The 26,011-nt window shown below is 72.0% G+C and carries 17 protein-coding genes; 14 read left to right on the forward strand and 3 right to left on the reverse strand.

Features of this window, described 5'->3' with window-relative positions; genetic code table 11:
* The first annotated feature begins 47 nt into the window (after positions 1-47).
* From K7C98_RS28695 to K7C98_RS28705, 3 genes are all read left to right on the forward strand, one after another.
* Positions 48-473 carry a co-chaperone GroES gene (locus tag K7C98_RS28695; protein WP_224194981.1) on the forward strand — a complete coding sequence of 142 codons (426 nt, stop codon included), beginning with the start codon at positions 48-50 and terminating at the stop codon, positions 471-473.
* On the forward strand, positions 470-3,088 hold the full coding sequence (gene sppA / locus K7C98_RS28700; protein ID WP_224194982.1) for a signal peptide peptidase SppA: 2,619 nt from the start codon (positions 470-472) through the stop codon (positions 3,086-3,088). The genes K7C98_RS28695 and sppA (K7C98_RS28700) overlap by 4 nt, the downstream gene beginning before the upstream one ends.
* A 338-nt stretch (positions 3,089-3,426) precedes the next feature.
* Complete coding sequence (locus K7C98_RS28705) at positions 3,427-6,336, forward strand: M16 family metallopeptidase (RefSeq protein ID WP_224194983.1); 2,910 nt, start codon at positions 3,427-3,429, stop codon at positions 6,334-6,336.
* A gap of 191 nt (positions 6,337-6,527) precedes the next feature.
* Here K7C98_RS28705 and K7C98_RS28710 read toward each other — a convergent pair whose 3' ends face one another.
* Genes K7C98_RS28710 through K7C98_RS45080 form a run of 3 tightly spaced genes read right to left on the reverse strand, consistent with a single transcriptional unit; the run spans position 6,528 to position 12,650 of the window.
* Positions 6,528-7,250, reverse strand: a complete 723-nt coding sequence (locus tag K7C98_RS28710; protein WP_224194984.1) for a TerB family tellurite resistance protein — start codon at positions 7,248-7,250, stop codon at positions 6,528-6,530.
* Between the two features lie 58 nt (positions 7,251-7,308).
* On the reverse strand, positions 7,309-9,999 hold the full coding sequence (gene sppA, locus K7C98_RS28715) for a signal peptide peptidase SppA (protein ID WP_224194985.1): 2,691 nt from the start codon (positions 9,997-9,999) through the stop codon (positions 7,309-7,311).
* On the reverse strand, positions 9,999-12,650 hold the full coding sequence (locus K7C98_RS45080; protein ID WP_224194986.1) for an endonuclease MutS2: 2,652 nt from the start codon (positions 12,648-12,650) through the stop codon (positions 9,999-10,001). The genes sppA (K7C98_RS28715) and K7C98_RS45080 overlap by 1 nt, the downstream gene beginning before the upstream one ends.
* 193 nt (positions 12,651-12,843) lie before the next feature.
* Here K7C98_RS45080 and K7C98_RS28725 point away from each other — a divergent pair, with 193 nt between their 5' ends.
* The 11 genes from K7C98_RS28725 (at position 12,844) to K7C98_RS28775 (ending at position 25,924) form a co-directional block, all read left to right on the forward strand.
* Complete coding sequence (locus K7C98_RS28725; protein WP_224194987.1) at positions 12,844-13,317, forward strand: Na+/H+ antiporter subunit E; 474 nt, start codon at positions 12,844-12,846, stop codon at positions 13,315-13,317.
* Positions 13,317-13,580: a monovalent cation/H+ antiporter complex subunit F gene (locus K7C98_RS28730; protein ID WP_224194988.1), complete on the forward strand. Its 264-nt coding sequence runs from the start codon at positions 13,317-13,319 to the stop codon at positions 13,578-13,580. Before K7C98_RS28725 ends, K7C98_RS28730 begins: the two co-directional genes overlap by 1 nt.
* A 2-nt stretch (positions 13,581-13,582) precedes the next feature.
* The gene (gene mnhG / locus K7C98_RS28735) at positions 13,583-13,894 is read left to right on the forward strand and encodes a monovalent cation/H(+) antiporter subunit G (RefSeq protein ID WP_224194989.1); all 312 of its coding nucleotides are present in this window, start codon (positions 13,583-13,585) and stop codon (positions 13,892-13,894) included.
* The gene (locus K7C98_RS28740) at positions 13,891-15,099 is read left to right on the forward strand and encodes a Na(+)/H(+) antiporter subunit B (protein ID WP_224194990.1); all 1,209 of its coding nucleotides are present in this window, start codon (positions 13,891-13,893) and stop codon (positions 15,097-15,099) included. Before mnhG ends, K7C98_RS28740 begins: the two co-directional genes overlap by 4 nt.
* The gene (locus tag K7C98_RS28745; protein WP_224194991.1) at positions 15,096-15,554 is read left to right on the forward strand and encodes a cation:proton antiporter subunit C; all 459 of its coding nucleotides are present in this window, start codon (positions 15,096-15,098) and stop codon (positions 15,552-15,554) included. The genes K7C98_RS28740 and K7C98_RS28745 overlap by 4 nt, the downstream gene beginning before the upstream one ends.
* Positions 15,547-17,067 (forward strand): monovalent cation/H+ antiporter subunit D family protein, encoded by a 1,521-nt coding sequence (locus K7C98_RS28750; protein ID WP_224194992.1) that lies wholly within the window; start codon positions 15,547-15,549, stop codon positions 17,065-17,067. The genes K7C98_RS28745 and K7C98_RS28750 overlap by 8 nt, the downstream gene beginning before the upstream one ends.
* On the forward strand, positions 17,064-18,662 hold the full coding sequence (locus tag K7C98_RS28755; RefSeq protein ID WP_224194993.1) for a monovalent cation/H+ antiporter subunit D family protein: 1,599 nt from the start codon (positions 17,064-17,066) through the stop codon (positions 18,660-18,662). The genes K7C98_RS28750 and K7C98_RS28755 overlap by 4 nt, the downstream gene beginning before the upstream one ends.
* Complete coding sequence (locus K7C98_RS28760) at positions 18,659-18,904, forward strand: hypothetical protein (RefSeq protein ID WP_224194994.1); 246 nt, start codon at positions 18,659-18,661, stop codon at positions 18,902-18,904. The genes K7C98_RS28755 and K7C98_RS28760 overlap by 4 nt, the downstream gene beginning before the upstream one ends.
* Entirely contained in the window at positions 18,897-20,693 is a 1,797-nt protein-coding gene (locus K7C98_RS28765) for a Na(+)/H(+) antiporter subunit D (RefSeq protein WP_224194995.1), read from the forward strand. Before K7C98_RS28760 ends, K7C98_RS28765 begins: the two co-directional genes overlap by 8 nt.
* Before the next feature lie 320 nt (positions 20,694-21,013).
* The gene (locus K7C98_RS28770; RefSeq protein ID WP_224194996.1) at positions 21,014-23,008 is read left to right on the forward strand and encodes a hybrid sensor histidine kinase/response regulator; all 1,995 of its coding nucleotides are present in this window, start codon (positions 21,014-21,016) and stop codon (positions 23,006-23,008) included.
* Positions 23,009-23,308: 300 nt separating this feature from the next.
* Positions 23,309-25,924 (forward strand): VIT and vWA domain-containing protein, encoded by a 2,616-nt coding sequence (locus K7C98_RS28775; protein WP_224194997.1) that lies wholly within the window; start codon positions 23,309-23,311, stop codon positions 25,922-25,924.
* Positions 25,925-26,011 lie beyond the last annotated feature (87 nt).

A 26,011-nucleotide genomic window follows, 5' to 3' on the forward strand; every position in this document is an offset into this window, starting at 1 on the left:
GCCGCGGCCACTGCACCGCTGCGGCCGTCTCGGCTAGAGTCCGGGCGATGCCCTCTCGCAGCAAGCCGCCCGCCGACGACGAACGCACCCCGCCCGGACGCGTCTCGCGGCACATCCAACCGCTCGGCCCGCGCGTCCTCGTGCGCGTGATCAAGAGCCCCGACCGCAGCGAGTCGGGGCTGTTCCTCCCGGCTGGCGCGAAGGACAGCCACAGCGAGGCCCTGCTCGCCGAGGTCGTCGAGGTCGCGCGCACCATGCCCAAGCCCGGCTTCGTGCTCGACGGCGACGACGACGACGACGACGAGCCCAAGGCCGACCTCGGCGAGAACGTCAGCGGGATCCCCGTCGGCGCCCAGGTGTTGTTCGCCAAGGATCAGGGCATCGCCGTCCCCTGGGACGAGAGCCTGCGGATCCTCGGCGTGCGCCACGTCCTCGCCATCGTCGACATCATCTCCGAGGACCACCTGCAGTGATCCGCCGCGCCGCCCTCGCCGGCAGCCTCGGCCTCGTCCTGTCCTTTCGGACAGCCAGCGCCCAGGAGCCGCGCGCCCTCGACCGCGCCGTCTCCGACGGCGTCGACCGCCCGATCAAGGACTACTCGAGCGAGGGCGACGCCAGCAGCATCGAGCTCAACCCCGCCCTGCTCTCCGCGGTGAAGGGCCTCGACCTCGTGATCATGGGCTACCGCTCGGTCAGCCCGTTCACGCGCGGCAGCGGCCTCGGCGGCTTCATGACCTTCAACCTCGGCTTCGGCCTCGCCACCGGCATCGGCGTGCAGGCGCTGCGGCCCGGCTTCGGCGGCGGGTTCCCCGACCCGCTGGCCGCGCGCAACCCCGACGTCACCAAGATCTCGTGGGCCGTCTCGGGCGGCGACGGCAAGGTCGCCGCCTTCGGCCTCGGCGTCCACTGGCTGCGCGCCGGCGAGCTGCTGCGCGCGCCCGACCTCGACTTCGGCCTCCTGCTCCGGATCCGCAACTACGCCTCGATCGGCGCCGTCGCCCGCTTCGGGCCCGCCGACGTCCAGGCCTACGGCGACCTCCCGGGCGAGCTCTCGCTGCTCGGCGAGCTCGCCGTGCGCCCGCTCGGCAACCGCACCCTCGAGCTCGCCGCCGGCGTGCGCGGCCGCTTCCGCGCCGCCGAACCTGGCCTTCGGGCCAGCCAGTGGGAGGCCCTCGGCGCCCAGCCGCGCGGGCGGATCGCCGTGCGTCACCACGGCCTCGAGCTCGCCGCCGAGGTCGAGCAGGTCCGCGTCAGCCTCCTCGATCCTTCCACCTACAACTTCGTGCGCGCCGACCGGGCCGTGCGCGGCTCGGTCCAGCTCGCCGTCGCCTGGGACTTCGTCAAGGCCAGCGGCGGCGTGCACGCCGGCCTCGGCGAGGGCCTCGACGGCTTCGGCCTCGCCGCCCGCTTCTCCACCGCGCGTCAGGGTCGCGTGTTCTGGCCGCGCCTCGTCGACGTCGAGCGCCTCGACCTGTCCGCGATCAAGAGCGAGCGCCAGCTCCTCGCCGTGCTGCAGCGGCTCGAGCGGGCCGAGCGGTCCGGCGCGCGCACGATCCTCCTCGTCGACGCCCGCGCCACCGCGCTCGGCTGGGCCAGCCTGCAGGAGATCCGCGCCGCCCTCGTGCGCGTGCGCGACGCCGGCGGGCACGTCTTCGCCTACCTCGAGGACACCAAGCTCAAGGACTACTACCTCGCCAGCGCCGCCGAGCAGGTCTACCTCCACCCCGCCGGCGAGCTCGCCACCTTCGGCCTCAAGTCGACCTCCTTCTACCTGCGCGGCCTCCTCGACAAGCTCGGCGTCCAGGTCGAGGCCCTGCACATCGACGAGTACAAGTCGGCGCACGAGATGTTCTCGCGGACAGGTCCCTCCGACAAGGACCGCGAGCAGCGCGAGGCCATCCTCGACGACACCTACGCCCAGGTCACCCACGACATCGCCCAGGCCCGCGGCCTCAGCGTCGCCCGCGTGCGCGAGCTCGTCGACGACGCCCCCCACGGCCCCGCGCAGGCCGAGCAGCTCGGCCTCGTCGACGCCGTCGTCTACCGCGATCAGGTCGTCGAGAAGATCGGCGACGCCGTCGGCGCGCGCGTCAAGTTCGCCCGCTTCGACGACACCGAACCTGACCCGAAGACCTGGTCGACCGCGCCCTACGTCGCCGTCGTGCTCGTCGAGGGCACCATCATCGACGGCGAGAGCCGCACGATCCCCCTGCTCGGCACCCAGTTCACCGGCGGCGACACCATCGTCGCCCAGCTGCGGGCCGTACGGAACGACCCTGCCTGTCAGGGCGTCGTCCTGCGCGTCAACAGCCCCGGCGGCAGCGCCCTCGCCTCCGACCTGATCTGGCGCGAGGTCTCGCGCACCCACGAGGCGTGGAAGAAGAACCCGCGCAAGAGCCCGCCGATCGTCGTGTCGATGGGCGACGTCGCCGCCTCGGGCGGCTACTACGTCGCTGCCGGCACCGACCACGTGTTCGCCCAGCCCACCACCCTCACCGGCTCGATCGGCGTCGTCACCCTCCACTTCGACGTCTCCGGCCTCCTGCACAAGCTCGGCGTCGCCACCCACACCTTCAAGCGCGGCAAGAACGCCGACATCGCCGGCTTCTACCGCCCCTTCAGCAGCGACGAGCGCGCGCGCATGGACGCCTCGATCCGCCGCGTCTACGACCTCTTCGTCAAGCGCGTCAGCGACGCTCGCGGCAAGACCCCCGAGCAGGTCGACGAGCTCGGCCGCGGCCACGTGTACTCCGGGACAGACGCGAAGGAGCTCGGCCTCGTCGACGCCTTCGGCGGCCTGCGCGAGGCCGTCGCCCTCGTGCGCCAGCGCGGCGGCGTCGGGGCGCGCCGCGAGCTCCAGGTCCGCGTCCTACCTGTCCGCAAGACCATCCTCGACCTCGTCCTCGACCTGCTCGGCCCCGACCGCGGCGACAAGGGCCTGCGCGGGCGGATCCAGGCCCGCCGCGCCGCCGAGCCCCCGCTCCCGCTGGTCCTCACCACCGCGATCGCCCGCCTCCCGCTCGCGCTCCTGTTCCTCCCCCAGGATCAGCCCAGCGCCCTGATGCCGGTCCTCCACGCGATCGAGTGACGTCATGCGCGGCCTTCCCAGCCTGCGCCGATCCGCGCCGCGCTCGCGCACGATCGCCTGCGGGGCCGCGCGCTCCGGCGGCGCGATCGCGCGAGGCTCGACGTGAGCGCCCCCTCCGAGCACCGGCGCTCAACCCGCCCCCGCCCCTCTCCCGCACGCGTCTTCGCCCTCGCGCCAGCCTGGCGCCTCCACCGGCCCTCGCGCACACTCACTCCGCTTTTCGCATGAGCACGCGCCTCGCAAGCCTGGTCCTCTGCATCCTCGCGTGCAACGCGTCCACCTCCGCGTCGGGACCCTCGCCCGCGCCGCGCCCTGCGCCAGCACCTGCCCCTTCGCACATGCTCGATCAGACACCTCCAGCGCCTGTCCCGGACATCGACCCCGAGCGCGCCGCCATCCTCGCCGCCTCCGCGCTGCCCGAGCTGCTCCCGGTCGCGCTGCCCGACGATCCGCTCGGCGTCACCATCCACCGCCTGAGCAACGGCCTCACCGTCTACATCAGCCCTGACACCGCGGCCCCGCGCGTCACCGCGTGGATCGCCTTCCGCGCCGGCAGCCGGCACGACCCGCCGCACTCGACCGGCCTCGCCCACTACCTCGAGCACATGATGTTCAAGGGCACCGCGCGGCTCGGCACCCTCGACGGCGGCGCCGAGGCCCCGCACGTCGCCGCGATCGCCGAGCTCTACGATCGCCTGGGCGCCGCCGTCGAACCGGCCGCGCGCGCGGCGATCCTCGCCGACATCGATCGCGCCACCCAGGCCTGCGCCGCCCTGGCGATCCCCAACGAGGTCGACCGCCTCTACGCCCAGCTCGGCATCACCGACGTCAACGCCTTCACCAGCGACGACATGACCGTCTACAGCGCCGACGTGCCGGCCGCGCGGCTCGCCACCTGGGCCGAGATCGAGGCCGATCGGCTGCAGCAGCCGGTGTTTCGCCTGTTCTACCCCGAGCTCGAGGCCGTCTACGAGGAGAAGAACATGGCCCTCGACGCGCCCGACGATCGGCTCGACGAGGCCATGCGCCTGGCGCTGTTCCCCGGCCATCCCTACGGCACCCAGCCGACCATCGGCAGCGCCGAGCACCTCAAGACCCCCGCCTACGGCGAGATGGTCGCCTACCACCGGCGCAACTACCTGCCCAACAACGCCGCCATCCTGCTCGCCGGCGACGTCGACCCGGCCACCGCCTTGCCCGCGCTCGAGCGGGCCTTCGCCGGCTGGCGCCCCGCCCCGCTCAGCGCCCCCGCGCCCGGCGACCTCGGCGGCCCGCGCGGCCGCATCGTCCGCGAGCTCCTGGCCGACGGCGAGCAGTCGGTCACCCTGGCCTTTCGCACAGTACCCATCGGACATCCCGACGAGCCGGCCCTGCGCCTGCTCGAGCGCGTCCTCGGCGACGAGGTCGGCGGCATGGTGGCCGCGCGCCTGATCCTGCCGCAGCGCCTGCCCGACGCCGAGGTCCACGGCGCGCTGATGAACGAGGGCGGCTACCTCGCGTTCACCGGCGTCGCCCGCGACGGCCAGTCGCTCGCCGACGTCGAGCGCCTCCTCCGCGAGGTCATCACCGCCGCCCGCGACGGCGCCGTCGCCCAGGACGACCTCGACGCCGCCGTCCTGCACGAGACGCTCGACGCCCAGGGCGACCTCGAGAACGGCGAGCGTCGCGTCGAGCAGATGCTCGAGGCCTACACCGGCGGCCGCTCGTGGCCGGCGCACGTCCGCCGCCTCGACGCCCTGCGCGCGCTCGGCCCGGCCGACCTCGCCCGCGTCGCCCGCACCTACCTCGGCGACGACGTCGTGGTCGTCCTCCGCCGCCGCGGCCGCTTCGCCCCGCCGGAGATCGAGAAGCCGCGGATCACCCCCGTCGCCATCGACCCCGCCCGCCAGAGCGCCTACGCCCGCGAGGTCCTGGCCCGCCCGGTCGACGATCCGCCCGCCGAGCAGCTCCTGCCGGATCGAGACTATGTCCGCAAGGACATGTCCTGTGGGCCACTCATCGCCGCCCGCAACGGCCGCAGCGAGCTGTTCTCGTTGATCCTCCGCTACGACCTCGGCACCCGCCGGCGCCCGCTGCTCGGCCACGCCGCCGGCCTGCTGGCGCGCAGCGGCGTCCGCGACGGCGAGCAGCTCCTCGACGCCCCCGCGCTGCAGCGCCGCCTCTACGCCCTCGGCACCGAGATCGACGTCGACGTCGACGCCGACCGCACCGAGATCACCGTCAGCGGCATCGACCGCAACATGGAGGCCAGCCTGGCCCTCCTCGACGCCTGGCTCGCCGAGCCCGTGTTCACCGACGCCGTGCTCGCCGATCTGGTCGCCAACACCCTCAGCGGCCGACGCGACGAGGAGGACGACCCCGACGACCTCGCCGCCGCCTTGCGCGACTGGGCCGCCTTCGGCGACGCCTCGCCGTTCCTCACCCGCCCGAGCGACAGGCAGCTCAGGCGCGCCCGGGGCCCCGAGCTCGTCGCCGAGCTCCGGGCCCTCCGCGACGCCGCCCACGTCAGCCTGTACTTCGGGCCACGTCCCGCCGACCTCGCCGCCGCCGCGCTGGTGCTCGGCCAGGGCCGGCCCGTCGACCCGCCGCCGCCGCTGCGCTACCGCAGCGTCGCCGCGCCGACGATCTTCTTCCTCCACAAGGACGTCGCCCAGGCCCGCATCGACATCGTCCTCCCGCGCCCGCCGCAGCCGGTCGGCGAGCGCCCGCGCGCCGAGCTGCTCGGCCACGTGCTCGGCGGCGACATGAGCGGCATGGCCTTCCAGGAGATCCGCGAGGCCCGCGGGCTCGCCTACCACGCCGGCGCCCACCTCGACCTCGGCGACCGCCTCGGCGACGACGCCGCCCTCGTCGGCAGCCTCGGCACCCAGTGCGACAAGGCCGGCGGCGCCCTCGCCCTCATGCTCGACCTCCTGCGCACCCGCGAGCTCGCCCCCGACCGCGTCGCCGCGGCCCGCCTCGCCCTCCTGCGCGAGTACGCCAGCGAGCGGATCTCGCCGCGCTCGCGCCCCGGCTGGGTCCAGTCGTGGGCCGACCTCGGCCACCTCGCCGACCCGCGCCTCGCCGCCGCCGAGACCATCCGCACCGTCGAGCCCGCGGCCCTGCAGGCCTACCTGGCCGAGTTCGCCGGCGCCGCCCCGATCGTCAGCGTCCTCGGCGACCGAAAGCGCGTCGACCTCGACCGCCTGCGCGCCCTCGGCGAGGTCCACGTCGTCACCCCGTCGGCGCTGTTCTCGCACGCTCGCTGACCCGAGGACATGTCCCGGAGGCCCTGCCCTCGGGACCATGTTCGCTCGAGCATGCCCCGGAGAACATGCTCGATCGGCCCGCCTCGCCAGCCCCCGCGCAGCCGGCGGCCTCGAGGGCAAGCGTGCCGCGCTCCTCCGCCGTCCCTACCCCGCGGGCGCCGCGGCCGGCGCCGCGCCACCTGTCCTTTCGCTCAGCTCCCGCCGAGCAGCTGCTCGACCTCGGCATGCGAGCCGAGCACCCGGCGCGACAGCTCGAAGTACAGCTCGCGCTCGCGGCCGCCGCGCCGGCTCGCGCGCAGGATCGGCACCAGCGAGTGCAGCGCCTTCACGCGCTCGGCGAGGTCGAGCGTCAGCAGGCGTTCGACCAGCGAGTCGAGCGTCGGCGGCTTGTGCAGCAGCTCGGACAGCTCGACGCGGCGGCCGACCGGGATCGGCAGGCGCTCGAGCAGGTTGTCGAAGTGAATCGCCTCGTGGAAGTCGAGGTGGCCGTCGAGGTTGACGAACATGGCCGCCAGGCCGACGGTCAGCTCCGCCCGCAGGTGGGCCTGCTGCGTCCACGTCTCGCGCAGCTGCGCCACCTGGTCGAGGTCGAGGCCGAGCCGGCGCGCGATCCGGTCGTGCACCGTCGCCTCCACATCGGAGCCGGTGCCGTCGGCCAGGGCCATCTGCCAGCAGCGGCGCAGGACGTCTTCTTGCTTGGCCTCGTCGGTCAACGGCGGCAGGTCGTTGAAGCGGCGCTCGAGCTGCTCCTGGCGCGACAGGATTTCCATCCAGGTCATCTGGTCCTGCTCGCTGAGGGCCGAGCCGACGTAGCGCAACACCTCGTCCCACTCACCGATGTCGAGGATCTCGTCGGCGTGGGCGATGAGCCCGCAGCCCACCAAAATCCATTCTTGCTCGGAAGTGAGCGCCACCATGCCTCTCTTTCGCCTCCTCGAAGGGTACAACAGATCGACCGGTGCGGCGGCCGGGCTACTCGACGACGATGGTCTCCTCGGCGAGGGCGAGGTCGGCAGGACGCTCGGAGAGCCACAAACTCGGGGGCAGCCGGCGCAACACCCACACCATCGCCGACTCACCCAGACCGAGCGGAGACGGCAGTTTGAGCCCGAAGATCGCGCTGATCTGGTCGCCGAGGCTGGGCGGAGCCGGGACGTGGCGCACATCGCCCTCGCCGGGCTTCAACTTTGCCTGTTCGCGGGCGTGGGCGACCGCCTCGCGCAACCCGCCGTAGGCATCGACCAGGCCGAGCTCGCGCGCCCGCACCCCGCTCCACACGCGACCGCGCGCCACCGCGTCGACCTGCTCGATCGTCATCTTGCGCGCCTTCGCCACCCTGGCGATGAACTCCTGGTAACTGGCGTCGACCCCCGCCTGCGCCGCCGCCCGCTCCTCCGGCGTGTACGGCTTGAACCACGTGTACAGCCCCGCGTGCGCCCCGTAGTCGATCGACTCGACGTGCACGCCGAACTTCGCCAGCACCCCCGACACGTCGACCTTCGGGCGGAACACCCCGATGCTGCCCGTCTTCGTGGTCGCGTCGGCGAAGATGTAGCTGCCCGCGGTCGCCACGTAGTAGCCGCCGGACGCCGCCACGTCGCCGAACGAGATCACGACCGGCTTGATCTTGGCGATCCGGTCGAGCGCGCGGGCCATGTCGTCCGACGCCGCCACCGACCCGCCCGGGCTGTCGATGCGGACCACCACCGCCTTGACGCGCCGGTCCTCGCGCAGCTTGTCGATCGCGCGCACCAGCGTGCGCCCGCCGGCCAGCACGCTGCCGACCAGCGGCACCGTCAGGCTCTCGCCGTCGCTGATCGTGCCCTCGACGTGGACCACCGCGATCACCGGACCTGGCCCGAAGGACTGGTCGTGCACCGGCAGCGAGCTCGGGGCGCGCAGGTTCACCTTGCGCGTCAACCACTTCTCGAGCTCGCCCTCGAGCTCGTCGGCGTAGCCGACCGCGTCGATCATCCCGGCCCGCAGCGCCTGCTCGGCCGTGTGCGGCGCCGTGTCGATCCACCGCACCACCTTCTCCGGCGTCGTCTGCCGGCCCTGCGCCACCATCCGCACCACGTGGTTCCAGATGTCGGTCAGCAGCAGCCGCCGCTGCGCGTCGGACTCCGGCGTCGGCCCGGTGCGCTCCCACTGCTCGGGCCGCGACTTGTACTCGTACGCGCGCACGAACTCCGCCTTCGCGCCGAGCCGGCCCAGCAGCTCCGCGTAGTAGAAAATCTCCGAGCGCATGCCGACGATCGACAGCCGCGCCCCCGGGTGCAGGATCACCCGGTCCGCCGCCGTCGCCAGGAAGTAGTCCTTCAGGCCCGCGCCGCGCAGGTACACCGCCACCTTTCCGCCGCGCGCGCGCACCCGCAGCATCGCCTCGCGGATCTCCTCGATCTCGCCCCACCCGTTGCCCGAGCCGTCGACCTCGAGCGCCACCACGGCGCGATCGCGACGCAGCTCCGAGTAGCGGTCGAGCGCGTCGACCAACCTGCCGGCCCCGCGATCGCCCGCGTACTTGTCGACGTTGAAGCGCAGCGCCTCGAGCGGCGGCTGGGCCAGCGTCGTGTAGCGCTCGGCCGACGCGCGCAGCTTGAACGCCCCGCCCTGCGCGCCGAAGCCCTCCGGCCCGCTCGGCCCGAGCACCGGCCCCGCCGCCACGCCGACGTGGGTAAAGTCGAGCTCGAGCCCGACCATCGCCCGCAGCGCGTCCGCGCCACCGGACTGCCCGATCGTGTTGACGTAGTAGCGCTCGACCTCGCCGAACAGCCGCCAGCCCTTGCCGCCCGCCGCGATCCGGCCGCGCGGCGCCACCACCGGCGTGTGGAACCGCGGGTCGTTGTTGGGCATCGGCACCACGCGCGCCCCGACCCCGAGCTCGAGCGAGCGCGAGCCCTTGATCGGCCGCACCGCCACCTCCGCGTCGAGCTCGAAGGGCTGGCGGCGATCGAGGATCCCCGGCCGCGGCGGCTCCGGGATCCGCAGGTCCGCGCCCGCCTTCGGCGAGTTGATCGCCCGCGCCACCAGCCCGAGCGCCACGTAGCGGCTCGGGCGGTACGCCAGCGACAGCTCCGCCTGGTGCAGCCGCTGCGCGTACAGGTTGTGCTCCGACCACATGCGCGCGTAGCTGATGCCGAGCGACAGCCCGGGGGCCCAGCGCATCAGCGGCACCGCGGCCGCCAGCGTCAGCTTGTTGTAGTCGAGGTCGGCCGGGACCCAGTCGTCGCGGTACCACTCGACGGAGTCCTGGCTCGGCAGGCGCCCGCAGCCGAACGGGCACAGCCGCTGATAACCTGCCCCGAGGGACAGGAAGTTCTCCGCCAGCTTCTGCCCGAACAGCTTGAGCGTCAGCGGCACCGCCACGAACACCCCGAAGCCGCCGCCGCGCCGCTGCGACGCCGCGCGCGTGTAGTTGCCGGCCAGCACCCCGCTGAACCCGCGGAGGAAGCCCATCGCCGCCGGGTTGACCGCCACCGCCGCCGCGTCGGCCTCGCCGGCCACGTGGCTCTGCGGCATGTCGATGTCGCGCAGCAGCGAGCGGCCCTCGCCCGCGCCGAACGGCGCCGGTTCGGGCGGGGCCGCGCGCGCCGGCGTCACCAGGCCGGCGAACAGCAGCGCACACACCAGCGACGTGCGGGGCGACCGGGAGCGAGCGGCCATCACGGCTGAACCCATACCACGGTCACGCCCTCGCCGCCCTCCGCCTGCATGCCCGGGCGCGTGCGGCGGATGAACGGCTGCTCCGCCAGGTACTCGCGCACCGCCTTGCGCAGCGCCCCGGTGCCGTGGCCGTGGATCACCACCACCACCTCGCGATCCTTCTGCATCGCCTCGTCGAGGAAGCGGTCGATCGCCCGCAGCGCGTCGTCGGCCCGGGCCCCGCGGACATCCACGCTGTTGTCGATCCCCACCTCGATCGCCGCCGCCGACTCGCCGAAGTGACGCGCCGCCGTCGACGGCAGCGGCTCCGGCGCGTCCCACTTGTGGATCGGCGCCGCCACGTCCGGCTTCACCTTCGCGCGCGTGCGCGTCGGCGCCCGCAGCGAGCGCAGCTCCGTCAGCGGCACCGTCGTCTTCAGCGCCTCGACCTGCACCACCGCGCGCTCGCCCTTCACCGCCAGCACCTCGCCCTCCTTGCCGAGCGACAGCACCTTCACGCGGTCGCCCACGGCCAGCTGCGCCGGCGGCTCGCCCGGGGCCTTCGGCGCCGGCTCGCGCCGCTCGTGCAGCTGCTCGCGCCCGGCCTGCAGCCCCTCCTTCGCCGCCCCCAGCGCCGCGTCGATCTTCCCCTCCTTCTCCGCCTTGCGCACCGACTTGCGAAGCTCGGCCACCTCCGCGTGCAGCGCCCGCAGCTCCGCCGACGCCGCGTCGTACGCCTTCTGCTTGCGGCTCTTCGCCTGCTCGAGCGCCGCGGCCTCGCGCTTCGCCACTTCTTGATGGCGCTTGCGCAGCTCGGCCCGCTCGCGGTCGACCGCCTGCCGCGTCGTGATCAGCCGGTCGCGCTCCGCCACCACTTCTTGCAGCAGCTGGTCGACCCGCAGCCGCCCCTCGTCCATCAGGCTCTGCGCCACCTGCAGCACCGGCTTCGGCAGCCCCAGGCGGCGCGCCACCGTCAGCGCGCTCGACGGCCCCGGCACCCCGATGAGCAGGCGGAACGTCGGCACCAGCCTCTCGAGGTCGAAGCCCACCGACGCGTTGACGAACCGCCCCGGGAACCGCTGCGCCAGCAGCTTCAGCCGCTCGTAGTGCGTCGTCGTCACCACCGTCGCCCCGGCCTCCGTCAGCGCCAGCAGGATCGCCTCGGCCAGCGCCGCGCCCTGCTCCGGATCGGTGCCGACCGCGATCTCGTCGAGCAGCACCAGCGTCCCGCCGTGCAGCGCCTGCGCCGCCGCCAGCGCCGCGCACACGTGCTGCATGTGCGCCGAGAACGTGCTGAGGTTGGCCGCGATCGACTGGTCGTCGCCGACGTCGGTCACGATGCTGCGCACCAGGGGCAGCCGGGCCGGCCGACGCGTCGGCAGCCGCAGGCCCGCCTGCGCCATCAGGGCGCACAGGCCCAGCGTCTTCAGGGCCACCGTCTTGCCGCCCGCGTTCGGCCCGCTGATCACCAGCGCCGAGCCGACCTCGAGCACGATGTCGTTCGGCACCACATCGACCCCCGACAGCACCATCAGCGGGTGGCGGGCCCCGATCAATTCGAAGCGGCCCATCGCGTCCGCGTCCTCGCTCGCGTGCGCCGCTCCGACCTCGGGCGCCAAGCCGTGGTACGCGTCGGCGAAGCGCAGCCGCGCGTGGATCGCATCGAGCGCGATCAGCTGCGCCTGATTGACCCGCAACGCGCTCGCCGCCAGGCCCACCCCGCGGCTCAGCTGCTCGAGCACCCGCCGCTCCTCCGCCGCCGCCTGCATCTGCGCCGCGCGCAGCGAGTTGTTCTCCTCGATCAGCTCGCTCGGCTCGACGAACAGCGTCTGCCCCGTCGCGCTGCTGTCGTGGATGATCCCCGTCAGCGACCCGCGCCTGGCGAACGCGTCGGCGCGGACCGGCAGCACCACCCGGCCCTCGCGCTCGGTGTAGTACGCGTCCTGCAGCACCTCGGCCACGCCGCTCTGCTTCACCAGGCGGCCCGCCGCCTTCATCAGCGACGCCTTCAGCTCGCGGACCCGCTGGCGCGCCCGCTGCAGCCCCGGGCTCGCGCCGTCGACCACCCACGGCTCCCCTTCCGGCCCGTCGGGGGCGATCGATCGCGCGAGCGCCGACGCGAGATCGCGCTGGGGGTTCAGCTCCCCGACGCGTGTCGCCAGCGTCAGCACCCCGGGATCGCTCGCGTACCCTCGCTCGGCCGCGGCCGCCGCGTGCAGATCCACGCACAACCGCACTGCCTGCAATTGGCGCAGGGCTGCGAGCAGTTCCGCCGGGACCAGCATCGCCCCGCGGCTGGCGCGCAGCGCCGCGTCGGAGATGTCGGTGAGCGCCCCCAGAGCCTCCGCGAGGTCGCCGGGGGCCCCGGACTCGCGCTCCAGCGACGCCTGCACGGCCAGCAGCGCCTGCAGCCCGTCCTGTTCGGCGAGCAGCGTCCGCACCTGGGCCGGCTCCGCCGTCCGCCGCAGCACCGGCGCCGCGTCGGGGTCGTGCTCCTTCTGAGTCAGCTCCGCCGCGACTTCGGCCGCAAGCAGCGTGCGGGCCATCGGCGTGCGGAGGTGCTCCGCCAGTCGGTCGCAGAGGAGCGGCCAGCCGAGGTGCACGAGCACCGAGCGCGCCCCGGGCGAGCGGGTCCTGGCCTTGGTGGTTCGCGATGTCTCCTGGCCGTTCACGGCCGCGGATTATGCCCCGTTCGCCGGCCCTGGCACCTCCGGACTCCCGCGTTCGGCGGACCTCCTGTGCCTGAAATCGCTCGCCGCCCGCGCACTGCGCCGCGGCGGTCTGTCGGGGCCGTCAGGAGTTGCCGCTGGCGACTTTTCGACTAGGCACGCATGGCGCAAACGAGATAGGGTACGTTACCCGATGATGCGCGCCTTATCGCTTGTCATCCTCCTCGCGGTGTACTGGGCGCTGCTGTCCGGCCAGTTCCACAACAGCTTCCTCATCGCCTGCGGCGCCGTCTGCATCGCCTTTGTGTGCTGGATGGCGACGCGGATGGGGCTGGTGGACGACGAGGGCGTCCCCGCGCGCTACTACGTGGGCCTCCTGCTCTACGTCCCCTACATCATCTGGCAGGTCATCCTGGCCAACTGGGACGTGCTCAAGCGGATCTGGGCCTCGGACATGCCGATCGACCCGCGCCTCGTGCGAGTCCCGCACAGCACGCGCGCCGGCTTCGTCACCGTCACCTACGCCAACTCGATCACGCTGACGCCGGGCACGGTGACGATGGATGTCACCGAATCCGAATTGTTGGTCCTCGCCCTCACCAAGGAGGGCGAGGACAGCCTGTTGGAGGGCGACATGGAGCGCCAGTGCAAGAAGCTGGAGGGCGGCTGATGTCCACGGTCTACCTGATCACCGCCGTCATCCTGATCGTCGGCGCCTTCATGCTGCTGTACCGCGCGCTGACCGGGCCGACCGTCTACGACACGATCCTCGCCACCAACGCGATCGGCACCAAGACGATCGTGTTCGTCACCTTGCTCGGTTACATCAGCGGCCGGACCGAGTTCATCGACATGGCGATCATCTACGCGCTGATCACCTTCATCACCACGATCGCGATCCTCAAGTACATCGAGAAAGGTCGGCTCGACTAGCCATGCCCTGGAACGAAGTCGTCTGCACCGTCCTGCTCGCGCTCGGCTGCGTGATCACCTTCTCCGGCTCCTACGGCGTCCTCCGGTTCCCCGACTTCTACGCCCGCCTGCACGCGGCCGGCAAGACCGACTCGCTGGCCCAGGTGCTCATCCTGCTCGGGCTCGTGTTCGTCACGCCCGACGTGCTGACCCAGATCAAGCTGTTGATGGTCGCCTTCATCCTCCTGATCGTCGCGCCGACCGCCACCTTCGCCATCACCAAGGCCGCCCACCTCGACGGCCTCCGCCCGTGGACGCGAGGAGGCCGGCAGTGAACGCCGTCGTCCTCATCGACACCCTCCTGCTGCTGCTCGTCACCGTCACCGCGGTGGCGATCATCGAGGTCCGCAGCCTCTACGCCTCCGCGATCCTCACCGGCATCTACAGCCTCCTGATGGCGCTGGTGTGGGTCAACATGCACTCGATGGACGTCTCGTTCACCGAGGCGGCCGTCGGCGGCGGCATCAGCACGATCCTCCTGATCGGCACGCTCGTCCACGTCGGCCGCGACGAGAAGCCGATCAAGAAGCGGCTCCACGTCCCCGCCCTCGTCTTCACCGCGCTGACCGGCGCCGCGCTGATCTACGGCACCCTCGACATGCCGCGCTTCGGCGACCCGGCCGCGCCGATCCACCACTACCGCGTGCCGGAGATGATGGCCCAGACCGTCGGCTTCGTGAACGGCACGCCCGGCAAGCAGAAGCCGCCCGAGGGCTTCGACGTCGAGCGCTACCGCCGGTTCGACGGCCGGATCACCGGACCTATCCCCGACGACCCCAAGGACACCGCCTGGCGCGAGAACTCGGCCCTGCGGCTCGAGGGCCTGATGGTCCCGCAGGTCCATGCCGCGCACGAGCCCCACGCCGAGCCGGGCCACCACCTCCACCCGCCCGACGACTTCAACGGCCACGTCCCGAACTCGGTCACCTCGCTGCTCGCGGCCTACCGCGGCTACGACACCATGTTCGAGACCACCGTCATCTTCACCGCCGGCGTCAGCCTGATCCTCCTGCTGCGTCGCCCGCGGCGCGAGGGCTACCTGCAGTCCGGCGCGGTGATGAGCGACCAGGTCATCCTGCGCGTCGTCAGCAAGCTGTCGATCCCCTTCATCCTGATCTTCGGCTTCTACGTCATCACCCACGGCGAGCTCGGCCCCGGCGGCGGCTTCCAGGGCGGCGTCGTGCTGGCGACCGCGTTCATCCTCTACGCCCTCATCTTCGGCCGCGCGGCGCTCTACCGCGTGGTCCCGCCGCCGGTCAGCGACATCCTCACCGGCGTCGGCGTGCTGATCTACAGCGGCACGGGCGCCGTCTGCATGCTGCTGGGCGGCAAGTTCCTCGACTACTCGATGCTCAACCGGGAGCTCCCGGGCGACGGCGAGTCGCTGGGGATGACCCTCGTCGAGTACGGCGTCGGCATCACCGTCAGCATGGTCATGCTCACGATCTTCAATCAGCTCGCGGAGGAGCGCTCCACGTGACCGGTGCCCTCGGGATCTACAACTACTGGATCTACGTCCTGTTGATGATGATCGGGCTGTACGGCGTCATCGCCAAGCCCAACCTGATCAAGCAGGCGATCGCGCTGGGCCTGTTCCAGACGGGGATCTTCCTCTACTACATCTCGATGGCGGTGATCGACGGCGGCACCGCGCCGGTGTGGACCACCATCCTCGACGGGGCGCAGAAGTTCGAGGGCCCCTACGACAACCCGCTGCCGCACGTCCTGATCCTGACGGCCATCGTCGTCAGCGTCAGCGTCCTCGCGGTCGCGCTCGCGCTCATCATCAACATCAAGCGCACCTACGGCACCATCGAGTACGACGAGATCGAGGCGATGGACCAGGCCGACAAGCGCGCCGACTACCAGCGCAGCCAGGTCGTCGACGCCGCCGACGACCTCGAGCAGAGGCTGGAGGGGCATCACCATGCTTGAGGCGTTCGAGATCATCCCGAACCTCCCGGTCCTCGTCGTCACCGTGCCGCTGATCGGCGGCGTCCTGACGATCGCCATGGGCCGCGGCAAGGGCCCGTGGGCGTGGGCCACCCTCATCACCGGCCTGGTGTTCTACTTCACCGTCCTGCTGATGCAGCAGGTCCTGGCCGCCAAGACCGGCTACATCTCCTACGAGCTCGGCAACTGGCCGCGCCAGTGGGGCATCGAGTACCGCGTCGACGCGCTCAACGCCTTCATCCTGCTCACCGTGGCCGGCGTCTCGTTCGTCACCACGCTGTACGCCCAGAAGAGCGTCGAGAAGGAGATCCCGCAGGACCGCCACAACTTCTTCTACGCGGTGTGGGTCCTGGCCGTGTGCGGCCTTTTGGGCATCACGGTCACCGGCGACGCCTTCAACGTCTACGTCCTGCTCGAGATCAGCTCGCTCACCGTGTACGCGCTGATCGCCATGGGCAAGGACCTGAACCGCCAGGCGCTCACCGCCAGCCTGCGCTACCTGATCCTCGGCAGCGTCGGCGCCAGCTTCATCCTCCTCGGCATCGGTTACCTGCTGATGGTCACCGGCACGCTCAACATGGAGGACATGCACGACCGCCTCGCGGCCCTGCCCGACGCGGTCCACAACCGCACGGTCCTGGTCGCCTTCGCGCTCCTGCTCGTCGGGCTGGGCATGAAGATGGCCCTGTTCCCGCTGCACATGTGGCTGCCCAAGGCCTACACCTACGCGCCTTCGGCCGTCAGCGCCCTGCTGTCGGCCACCGCGACGAAGGTCGGCATCTACATGGCCTTCCGCTTCCTGTTTACGATCTTCGGCGTCGGCTTCTCGTTCGTGGCCATGCCGGCCCACGTCGTGCTCAGCGTCGCGGCCTGCGCCGGCATCCTCGTCACCGGCGTCACCGCCGTGCGCCAGACCAACCTCAAGCGCATGCTGGCCTACTCCTCGGTCGGCCAGCTCGGCTACATCGTCGCCGGCTTCGCGCTCGCCAACGTCCACGGCGTCGCCGGCTCGGTCATCCACATCTTCAACCACGCCGTCATGAAGGGCGGCCTGTTCATGGCCGCCGGCGCCATCATGTACCGCCTCGGCCGCTGCGACCTGCGCTCGATCCGCGGCCTCGGCAAGCGCATGCCGCTGACCATGGCCGCCTTCGTCGCCGGCGGCCTCGGCCTGGTCGGCTTCCCGCTCACGGCCGGCTTCATCTCCAAGTGGTACCTCGTGCAGGGCGCCCTCGAGGCCCCGCACATGTGGCCGGTCGCCGCCGTCGTCCTGGTCGGCTCGCTCCTCGCCGTCGCCTACACCTGGCGCGTCGTCGAGGCCGCCTACTTCCAGGAGCCCGAGGGCGAGAGCGCCCTCGTCACCGAGGCCCCGCTGTCGATGGTCGCGCCGATGTGGATCCTCATCGGCGCCAGCGTGTACTTCGGCGTGTCCGCCACCTTCACCGGCGAGATCAGCATGCGCGCCGCCAAGAGCCTGCTCGGAGGGGCCCCATGATCCACCTCGACGTGAGCCCGCCGCTGCTGGCGATCTACATCCCGCTGCTCGGCGCCCTGCTGATCTCGCTCGCCGGCCGCTGGCCCAACTTGCGCGAGCTCGTCACCCTGCTGACCGCCGGCGCGCTGCTGTGGGTGGTCGCGGGCATGGCCCCCGCGGTGCTCGCACCTGACTTTTGGGCCAGCTTCGCCAGGGCCCCGGCGCTCAAGATCGCCGAGGTCCTGCCGGGCGTCTGGCTCGAGCTCAAGGTCGAGCCGCTCGGCATGCTGTTCGCCCTGATCGCCGGCGGCCTGTGGATCCTCAACTCGGTCTACTCGATCGGCTACATGCGCGGCAACCACGAGAACAACCAGACCCGGTTCTACGTGTGCTTCGCCCTGGCGATCGCCAGCGTCATGGGCCTCGCCTTCGCCGGCAACCTGTTCACCCTGTTCGTCTTCTACGAGGCGCTGACGCTGACCACCTACCCGCTGGTCGCCCACAAGGGCACCGCCGAGGCCATCCGCTCGGCCCGCACCTACCTCGGGATCCTCGTCGTCACCTCGGTGTGCTTCCTGCTGGCCGGCATCATCGGCACCTACGTGTTCACCGGCGGCGACATGACCTTCCGGCCAGGCGGCGTGTTCACGCGCGCGCTGGCAGATGGAAGCCTCACCGCGCCTGCGTTCGGCATCCTGTTCATCCTGTACATGTACGGCATCGGCAAGGCCGCCTTGATGCCGGTGCACCGCTGGCTGCCGGCCGCCATGGTCGCCCCCACCCCGGTCTCGGCGCTGCTGCACGCGGTGGCGGTGGTGAAGGCCGGCGTCTTCACCGTCCTCAAAGTCATCGTCTACGTGTTCGGTCCGGCCGTGCTGGTGCGCTACGGCGTCGGCTCGTGGCTGATCTACGTCGCCGGCGCGACCATCCTGATCGCCTCCTGCATCGCCCTGTTCCAGGACAACCTCAAGCGGCGGCTGGCCTACTCGACCGTCAGCCAGCTCAGCTACGTCATCATCGCCGCCGCCCTGCTGTCGCCGCTGTCGATCACCGCCGCCGCGCTGCACATCGCCGCCCACGCGTTCGGCAAGATCACCCTGTTCTTCGCCGCCGGCTCGATCTACACCGCCGCGCACAAGACCGAGATCAGCCAGCTCGACGGCATCGGCCGGCGCATGCCGATCACCATGGCCGCGTTCACCATCGGCTCGCTGTCGATGATCGGCCTGCCGCCGACGGCCGGCTTCGTCAGCAAGTGGTACCTGCTGCAGGCCACCTGGGAGACCGACGCCCCGTTCGTGCTCGTCGTCGTCATCCTGTCGACCCTGCTCAACGCCGCCTACTTCCTGCCGATCGTCTACCGCGCGTTCTTCGTCGCCGAGCCGAAGCACGACGTGATCCCGCACCTGTCTTCGGCCGACGGCGAGTTCGGCGACGACACCGATCCGCAGCACAGCCACCACGGTCACGCCCCGCACGTCGTCGGCCCGCACGGCGAGGCCCCGTGGCCGATCGTCGTGGCGCTGTCGTGCACGGCCGCGGCCACGATCGCCTTCTTCTTCTACAGCGACCTCGCCATCGGTCTGGCGACCCAGCTCCGGAGCGGCCTGCCATGAGCCTCGAAGACCCTCAGACCATACGCAAGCTGTGGATCGTGTCCCTGGTCGTGCTGGCGCTCCTGGTGCTGGCCGACTTTTGGGTCATGAAGGACCCGCACCACCACGCCCACTTCGGCATCGACGGCAGCTTCGGCTTCTACTCCTGGTACGGCTTCGGCGTGTGCGCCGTCATGGTCCTGGTGTCGAAGTTCGTCGTCGGCCTGATCTTGAAGCGGAAGGACACCTTCTACGATGACTGAAGCCGGCCTTCCTCCTCCGGGCCTGATCCTCGTCCTCGGCGGCCTCGTCCTCCCGCTCCTGCGCGGGCTCGGGCCGGCGATCGCCCTGCTGCTGCCGCTGCTCACGCTGGCGGCGATCTGGGCCATCCCCACCGACCTCACGGTCACCATGCCGTTCATGGGCCAGTACGACCTCACGGTCCTGGCCTTCAACCCGCCGACCCGGGTGTTCGCCACCATCTTCGCGGTGATGGCCTTCGCCGGCGCCCTGTTCGCCCACCCGATCACCGGCATCGACAGCGAACGCGGCAAGCGCTGGCGCGTCGAGCTGCCGGCCGCCTTCGTCTACGCCGGCTCGGCCATCTGCGTCACCTTCGCCGGCGACATCCTCAGCCTCTTCATCTTCTGGGAGCTGATGGCGATCGGCTCCACCACCGTGATCTGGAGCGCCGGCACGAAGGAGGCCGGGCGCGCCGGCTACCGCTACGCCCTGGTCCACTTCGTCGGCGGCGTGCTGCTGATGGCCGGCATCCTCGCCAAGGTGTTCGCCCTGCAGTCGGCCGGCGTCGCCGACCCGCTGGCGCTGCACCACTACTTCTTCGGCGCCGCCGGCTTCGAGGGCCTGTCCCTCGGGACAGGCGACCTCGCCGCCTGGCTCATCCTGCTCGGCATCCTCGTCAACGCCGCCGCCCCGCCGCTCGGCTCGTGGCTGGCCGACGCCTACCCCGAGGCGTCCGAGAGCGGCACCGTGTTCCTGTCGGCCTTCACCACCAAGACGGCCGTCTACGTGCTGATGCTGCTGTTCGCCGGCACCCAGCTGCTGGTCTACGTCGGCCTCCTGATGGCGGTGTACGGCATCGTCTACGCCATCCTCGAGAACGACATGCGGCGGATCCTCGCCTACTCGATCGTCAACCAGGTCGGGTTCATGGTCTGCGGGATCGGCATCGGCACCGCCATGGCGCTCAACGGCGCCGCCGCCCACGCGTTCGCCCACATCGTCTACAAGGCGCTGCTGCTGATGTCGGCCGGCTCGGTCCTCTACATGACCGGCAAGCGCAAGTGCACCGACCTCGGCGGCCTCTACCACTCGATGCCGATCACCATGACGTGCGGCATCATCGGCGCCCTGGCGATCTCGTCGTTCCCGCTGACCTCGGGCTTCGTCACCAAGTCGATGATCAACCAGGCCGCCGCCGACCAGCACCTCGCGCTCGCGTGGTTCACGCTGACCGCGGCCTCGGCGGGCGTGTTCCTCCACGCCGGCATCAAGTTCCCGTGGTTCGTGTTCTTCCAGAAGGACTCGGGCCTGCGCCCGCCCGACCCGCCGTGGAACATGCGCGCCGCGATGATCTTCTTCGCCGCCGTCTGCATCCTCCTCGGCGTCCCCGGCCTCTACGGCCCGCTCTACAGCATCCTCCCGTTCCCGGCCGCCGAGGGCGAGACCCTCTACGCGCCCTACACCGTCCCGCACGTCATCAACCAGCTGCAGCTGCTGCTGTTCTCGGGCCTCGCGTTCTTCGCCCTGCTCCCGGTCCTCAAGCGCACGCTGACCATCACCCTCGACGCCGACTGGTTCTACCGCCGCCTGTTCCCCGGCGCGTGGAAGCACCTCGTGCGCCCGGTCGTGCTCGCCTTCCGCGAGTTCTTCGACTACCTGTTCAACCAGATCCCGCAGATGCTCAAGGACACCGTCTACTCGCCGCCGCAGGAGACCCGCGTGTTCAAGGAGTGGGGCCTCGGCGGCGCGATGGTCGTGATCACCGGCTTCCTGTTCGCCTACCTCGTGCTCGGCTACATCGCCGCCTGACCCGGGCGTGCCGGTCGCCGCGCCGGGAGCGTCGACCGCACCTCACGGCGCTCGCCGGCCCGCCGGGCCCGCCGGCGGACGCGGCCGTGACATGTCCCTCGAGACAGGTAACGAACCTGTCGGCCCGCGGCCTCGCCCCCGCGCCGTCGCACCGGGAGCGCACCACGTCGCGCGCGCCTGGGCCCGGTCTGGTCGCGTCGAGCCCCTGACGCGGCCTTGACGGCGCACCGGCGCGGCGCGACGGCGCCTGCCGGACCCCTGCGGCACCTGGCACTACGCTGTGACGCGAGCCCGACGACCGGGCTCCGCGCGGAGCCGCGATGACGACCAGCGACCGCACCACCATCACGAGGCCGCTCGCGCGCGCGAGCCTCGACACCGCGTCGCGGTGGTGGTTCTCGCTGCTCAGCGGCGCGGCCGCGGCCGGCGTCGCCGCCGCGCTGGCCGGCCCGCTCGACGGCGTCTATTTCGCCCTGCCGGTCGCAGTGATCTCGCTCTCCGCGCTGGTGACGGGCATCGGCCCCGCCTTGACCTCCACGGTGCTGGCGACGCTGGGCATCGGGGCCCTGCTGCACGTCCCGGGGCAAGCGCCGCAGCCCAGCGACGTCCTGCAGCTCGTCGGCTTCCTCGCCACCGGCACGCTCGTCAGCCTCGTGTCCGGTTCGCTGCGCAACAGGCGGGCGCGCGACGCCGAGGCGCGCATCGCCGCCTCCCGCGCCGCCGAGGAGGCCGAGCACAGGGCCGCCGAGGCTCGCCAGGCCCTCGAGGCGCTGCGCGCCAGCGAGACGAAGTTCCAGCAGCTCGCCGACTCGATGCCGCAGATCATCTGGTGCACGCGCCCCGACGGCACCGCCGATTACTACAACCGCAAGTGGTACGAGCTCACCGGCGCGAGCGAGGGCCAGATCGGCGACGCCAGCTGGCTGCCCGTCCTCCACCCCGACGATCGCGAGCGCTGCATCGCCGCGTGGAAAGAGTCGATGCACACCGGCAAGCCGTACCAGGTCGAGTATCGCTTCAAGTTCCCCGCCACCGGCGAATACCGGTGGTACCTCGGCCGCGCGCTCGCCGTGCGCGACGAGGCCGGGCGGATCCTCCGCTGGTACGGCACCTCGACCGACATCCACGAGGCCAAGCGCACCGAGGCCGCCCTGCGCGCCAGCGAGGAACGGCACCGCGCCCTCGCCGAGGCCCTGCGCGAGGCCGACCGGCGCAAGGACGAGTTCCTCGCCATGCTCTCGCACGAGCTGCGCAACCCGCTCGCGCCGATCAAGAACAGCCTCTACATCCTCTCGCACGTGCAGCCCGGGAGCGACCAGGCCCGCCGCGCCGAGCACGTGATCGAGCGCCAGGTCGAGCACATGACGCGGCTCATCGACGACCTGCTCGACGTCACCCGGATCTCGCGGAGCAAGATCCAGCTCCAGCGGACCACCGTGGAGATGAACGAGCTCGTCCGCCGCACGGTCGAGGATCACCGCTCCGTGTTCGACGCGTGCGGCGTGGGCCTCGCGTTCGCCCCCGCGAGCCGGCCGCTGTGGGTCGACGGCGATCCCACGCGGCTGTCGCAGATCGTCGGCAACCTGCTGCAGAACGCGGCGAAGTTCACGGGCCGCGGCGGCAAGACCGAGGTCGCGGTCGAGGCGCAAGGGTCCGGCGTGCTCGTCCACGTGCGCGACGACGGCATGGGCATCGGTGCCGACATCTTGCCGCGCCTGTTCGACCCCTTCATCCAGGCCGACACCACCCTCGCGCGCAGCCGCGGCGGCCTCGGCCTCGGCCTCGCGCTGGTGAAGGGTCTGGTCGAGCTGCACGGCGGCGACGTGCAGGCGCGCAGCGCCGGACTCGACCACGGCGCCGAGTTCACCGTGCGGCTGCCCGGGGTGCCCGCGCCCGCGCCCGAGGCCGCGCCATGCGTCGAGGCGGGCGGGACCCCGCCGGGACGGATCCTCGTCATCGAGGACAACCTCGACGCCGCCGAGAGCCTGAAGGAGGCCCTCGAGCTCGACGCCCACGAGGTGTGCCTGGCCCACTCCGGCCCCGAAGGCCTCGAGAAGGTGCGCACGTTTCGACCCGACGTCGTCGTCTGCGACATCGGCCTCCCCGGCATGGACGGCTACGAGGTCGCCCGCGCGATCCGGGCCGATCCGGCCCGGTGTACGACACGCCTGATCGCGCTCACCGGCTACGCCTCGCCCGAGGATCGCCAGCGAGCCAGGGCCGCCGGCTTCGATCGCCACCTCGGCAAGCCGCCCGACTTCGACGTCCTGCTGCAGACGCTCCACGAATTGGTGCTCGCCCCGGCGCCCGCGTGACCACGCCGGCGTCCGATCGCCGCCCGGACCCCCCGCCCCCCGCCCGGCTCACCATGAAGGACCATGTCCGCGCGCCCCGCGTGGCCCGCCCCTCTACGGCTCGCCGTCTGCACCTGACGCAGCCTTCGGCCGGTGAACAGGACATGTCCTCCTCGACATATCCATATGAACATGTCCCTCGTGAAATGTTCACGAAAACATGTCCATTTCGCCATGTCCTGTCCGCCGCGGCGCTCTTCCGTCTCGATCGTCCGATCGCAGTCGGAGCCGCGCCTCGTCGCCTCGCGCTACACCGATCGCATGACGATCCGGATCTCCGCGCTGTTCGGTCTCGCCGCGCTCCTCGCCTGTAGCCGCGCGGGGACCACCTCGCTCACCCCCCCCGAGCTCGCGCTCGCCGACGAGCCGGTGTGGGCCCCCGTCGAGCTCGACGTGCGCCTGCCGGCCAAGGGCCTCGAGCTCGCCCCGCAGGACCTGCCCGTGCGCGACGTCGTCTACACCGACCCCGGCGCCATGCCGCAGCTGCTCCACGCCGGCGTCGCCCTGCCGCTGCGCAACACCGACGTCCGCGCCCGCCTGCGCGGCCCCGTCGCCGAGGTCGTCGTCACCCAGCGCTTCGTCAACGACAACGCCGCCGCCCTCGACGCCATCTACACCTTCCCCTTGCCCGAGAACAGCGCCGTCACCGACATGCGCATGGTCGTCGGCCCGCGCACGATCGTCGCCGAGATCCGCGCGCGCGAGCAGGCGCGGGCCGAGTACCTCGCCGCGCGCGACGCCGGCCACACCGCCGCCCTGCTCGAGCAGGAGCGGCCCAACGTCTTCACCCAGTCGCTCGCCAACATCCCGCCCGGCGAGACCGTCGACGTCGAGCTGCGCTACCTGCAGACCCTCAGCTACGACAGCGGCGAGTACGAGTTCGTGTTCCCCACCGTCGTCGGCCCGCGCTACCTCCCGGGCGCTCCGCTGCCAGGCCGCGATCGCGGCGCCGGAACCAGCGCCGACAACGATCGCGTCCCCGACGCCTCGCGGATCTCCCCGCCGATCCTCGGCCGCGGCGTGCGTACCGGTCACGACCTCTCGATCACCGTCGACATCGACGCCGCCGCCCCGATCGACGCCTGGGCCGCGCCCGCGCACGACGTCGTCGCCTCCGCCGCCGGCAGCCGCCTCCAGGTCACCCTCGCCCGCAAGGACGAGCTCCCCAACCGCGACTTCGTCCTCCGCTACCGCAGCGCCGGCGCCCAGCCGACCGCCAAGCTGTTCCTCGGGCCAGGCGAGGCCCGCGGCGGCCACTTCCTCCTCGTCGTCGATCCGCCGCGGCTCGACGTCGACGACCTCGTCGGCCGGCGCGAGCTCATCTTCGTCGTCGACGTGAGCGGCTCGATGTCCGGCCCCCCGCTCGCGCTCGCCAAGGCCGCCATGAAGGAGGCCCTCGCCCGCGCCCGTCCCGTCGACACCTTCGACGTCGTCACCTTCGCCGGCAACACCCGCCGGCTGTTCGGCGCCCCGCGCCCCGCCAACGCCGAGAACCTGCGCCAGGCCGCCGAATTCGTCGACGCCCTCGGCGCCGGCGGCGGCACCGAGATGCTCGCCGCCGTCGACGCCGCGCTCGACAGCCCGATCGAGGACGGCCGCCACCGCTACGTCTTCCTCATGACCGACGGCTACATCGGCGAGGAGGACGCCATCGCCCGCGCCGCTCGCAGCCTCGTCGCCCGCCAGCGCGCCGCCGGCCGGCGCGCCCGCGTGTTCGGCCTCGGCATCGGCGAGTCGCCCAACAGCCACCTCATCGCCACCCTCGCCGCCGCCGGCGACGGCGCCGCCCTGCACGTGCGCCAGCCGGCCGACCTGACGGGCGCCGGCCAGATCATCGAGCGCACCATCGACGCCCCCGTGCTCACCGACGTCGCCCTCCAGTGGGACTCGCCTGTCCCGCGCGACCTCTCGGCCGCGCTACCACCTGACCTTTTGGCCAGCCACCCGCTCGTCGTCCACGGCCGCTACGCCGGCGCCGCGCCGACCGAGGTGCGCCTGCTCGCCCGCGTCGGCGAGCGCTCCGTCACCTTCCCGGTCGAGGTCGTGACCAGTTCCGAGTCCGCGCCCACGCTGGCGCGCCTGTGGGCCCGCGACCGGATCGCCGCCCTCGACCTCACGCGCATGACCGCGACGTCCGCGGAGACCGAGCAGCACGCCCGCGCCGAGATCCTGCGCCTCGGCCTGCAGCACCACCTGGTCACGCAGTTCACCAGCCTGGTCGCCGTCGACCGCTCGCGCCGCGTCGAGGGCCTCGCCGTCGAGGTCGTGCAGCCGGTCGAGCCCGTCCGCGGCATGCAGGCCGTGACCCGCACGAGCCGCATCCACAACATCCCGCTCGGCGGCACCTCGCGCGACTTCACCGCCGTCGTCGACATGTCCCCCACCCCGAGCCACGACGCCGGCGCGATCCGCCTCGGCGGCAGCACCGGCGCCGAGTCGCGCTACGTCATCGACGGCGTCCGCAGCAGCGGCGCGCAGCCCGGCTGGTCCGCCCCGGCGCCCCCGGACGCCCTCCTCCCGCCCGGCCGCGGCTTCACCCCCGTCGAGACCCACGCCCGCGCGCGGATCGGGGCCGTCCGCGGCGCCGACGAGCTCGAGGCCGAGCGCCTCCAGGGCCGCCTGCGCGGCGACGCCGAGCCGCTCGCCCGCTGCTTCGTCGACGCCGGGCGCTCGACCTACCGCCTCCACCGCAAGCTCGTCCTCGTCCTGCGCTTCACGGCGGCCGGCACCCTCGCGCGCATGGACGTGAAGGGCCGCGAGCGCCTCGCCCCCGCCATCACCGCCTGCCTGCGCCAGCGCGTCCGGCCGCTGCTCGGCGGCGCGGCCCGCCCCGGCGGCGCCGTCGAGATCGATCTCGGCGTGTGGATGCGCTTCTGACATGCTCGAAGGGACATGCCCTCTCGAATATGTCCCTTCAGCCCTATTCTTCGCACCATTGGACATGCCCCGAAGGACATGTCCGTG

Source organism: Nannocystis pusilla (assembly GCF_020073745.1).
Taxonomy (GTDB): domain Bacteria; phylum Myxococcota_A; class Polyangia; order Nannocystales; family Nannocystaceae; genus Nannocystis; species Nannocystis radixulma.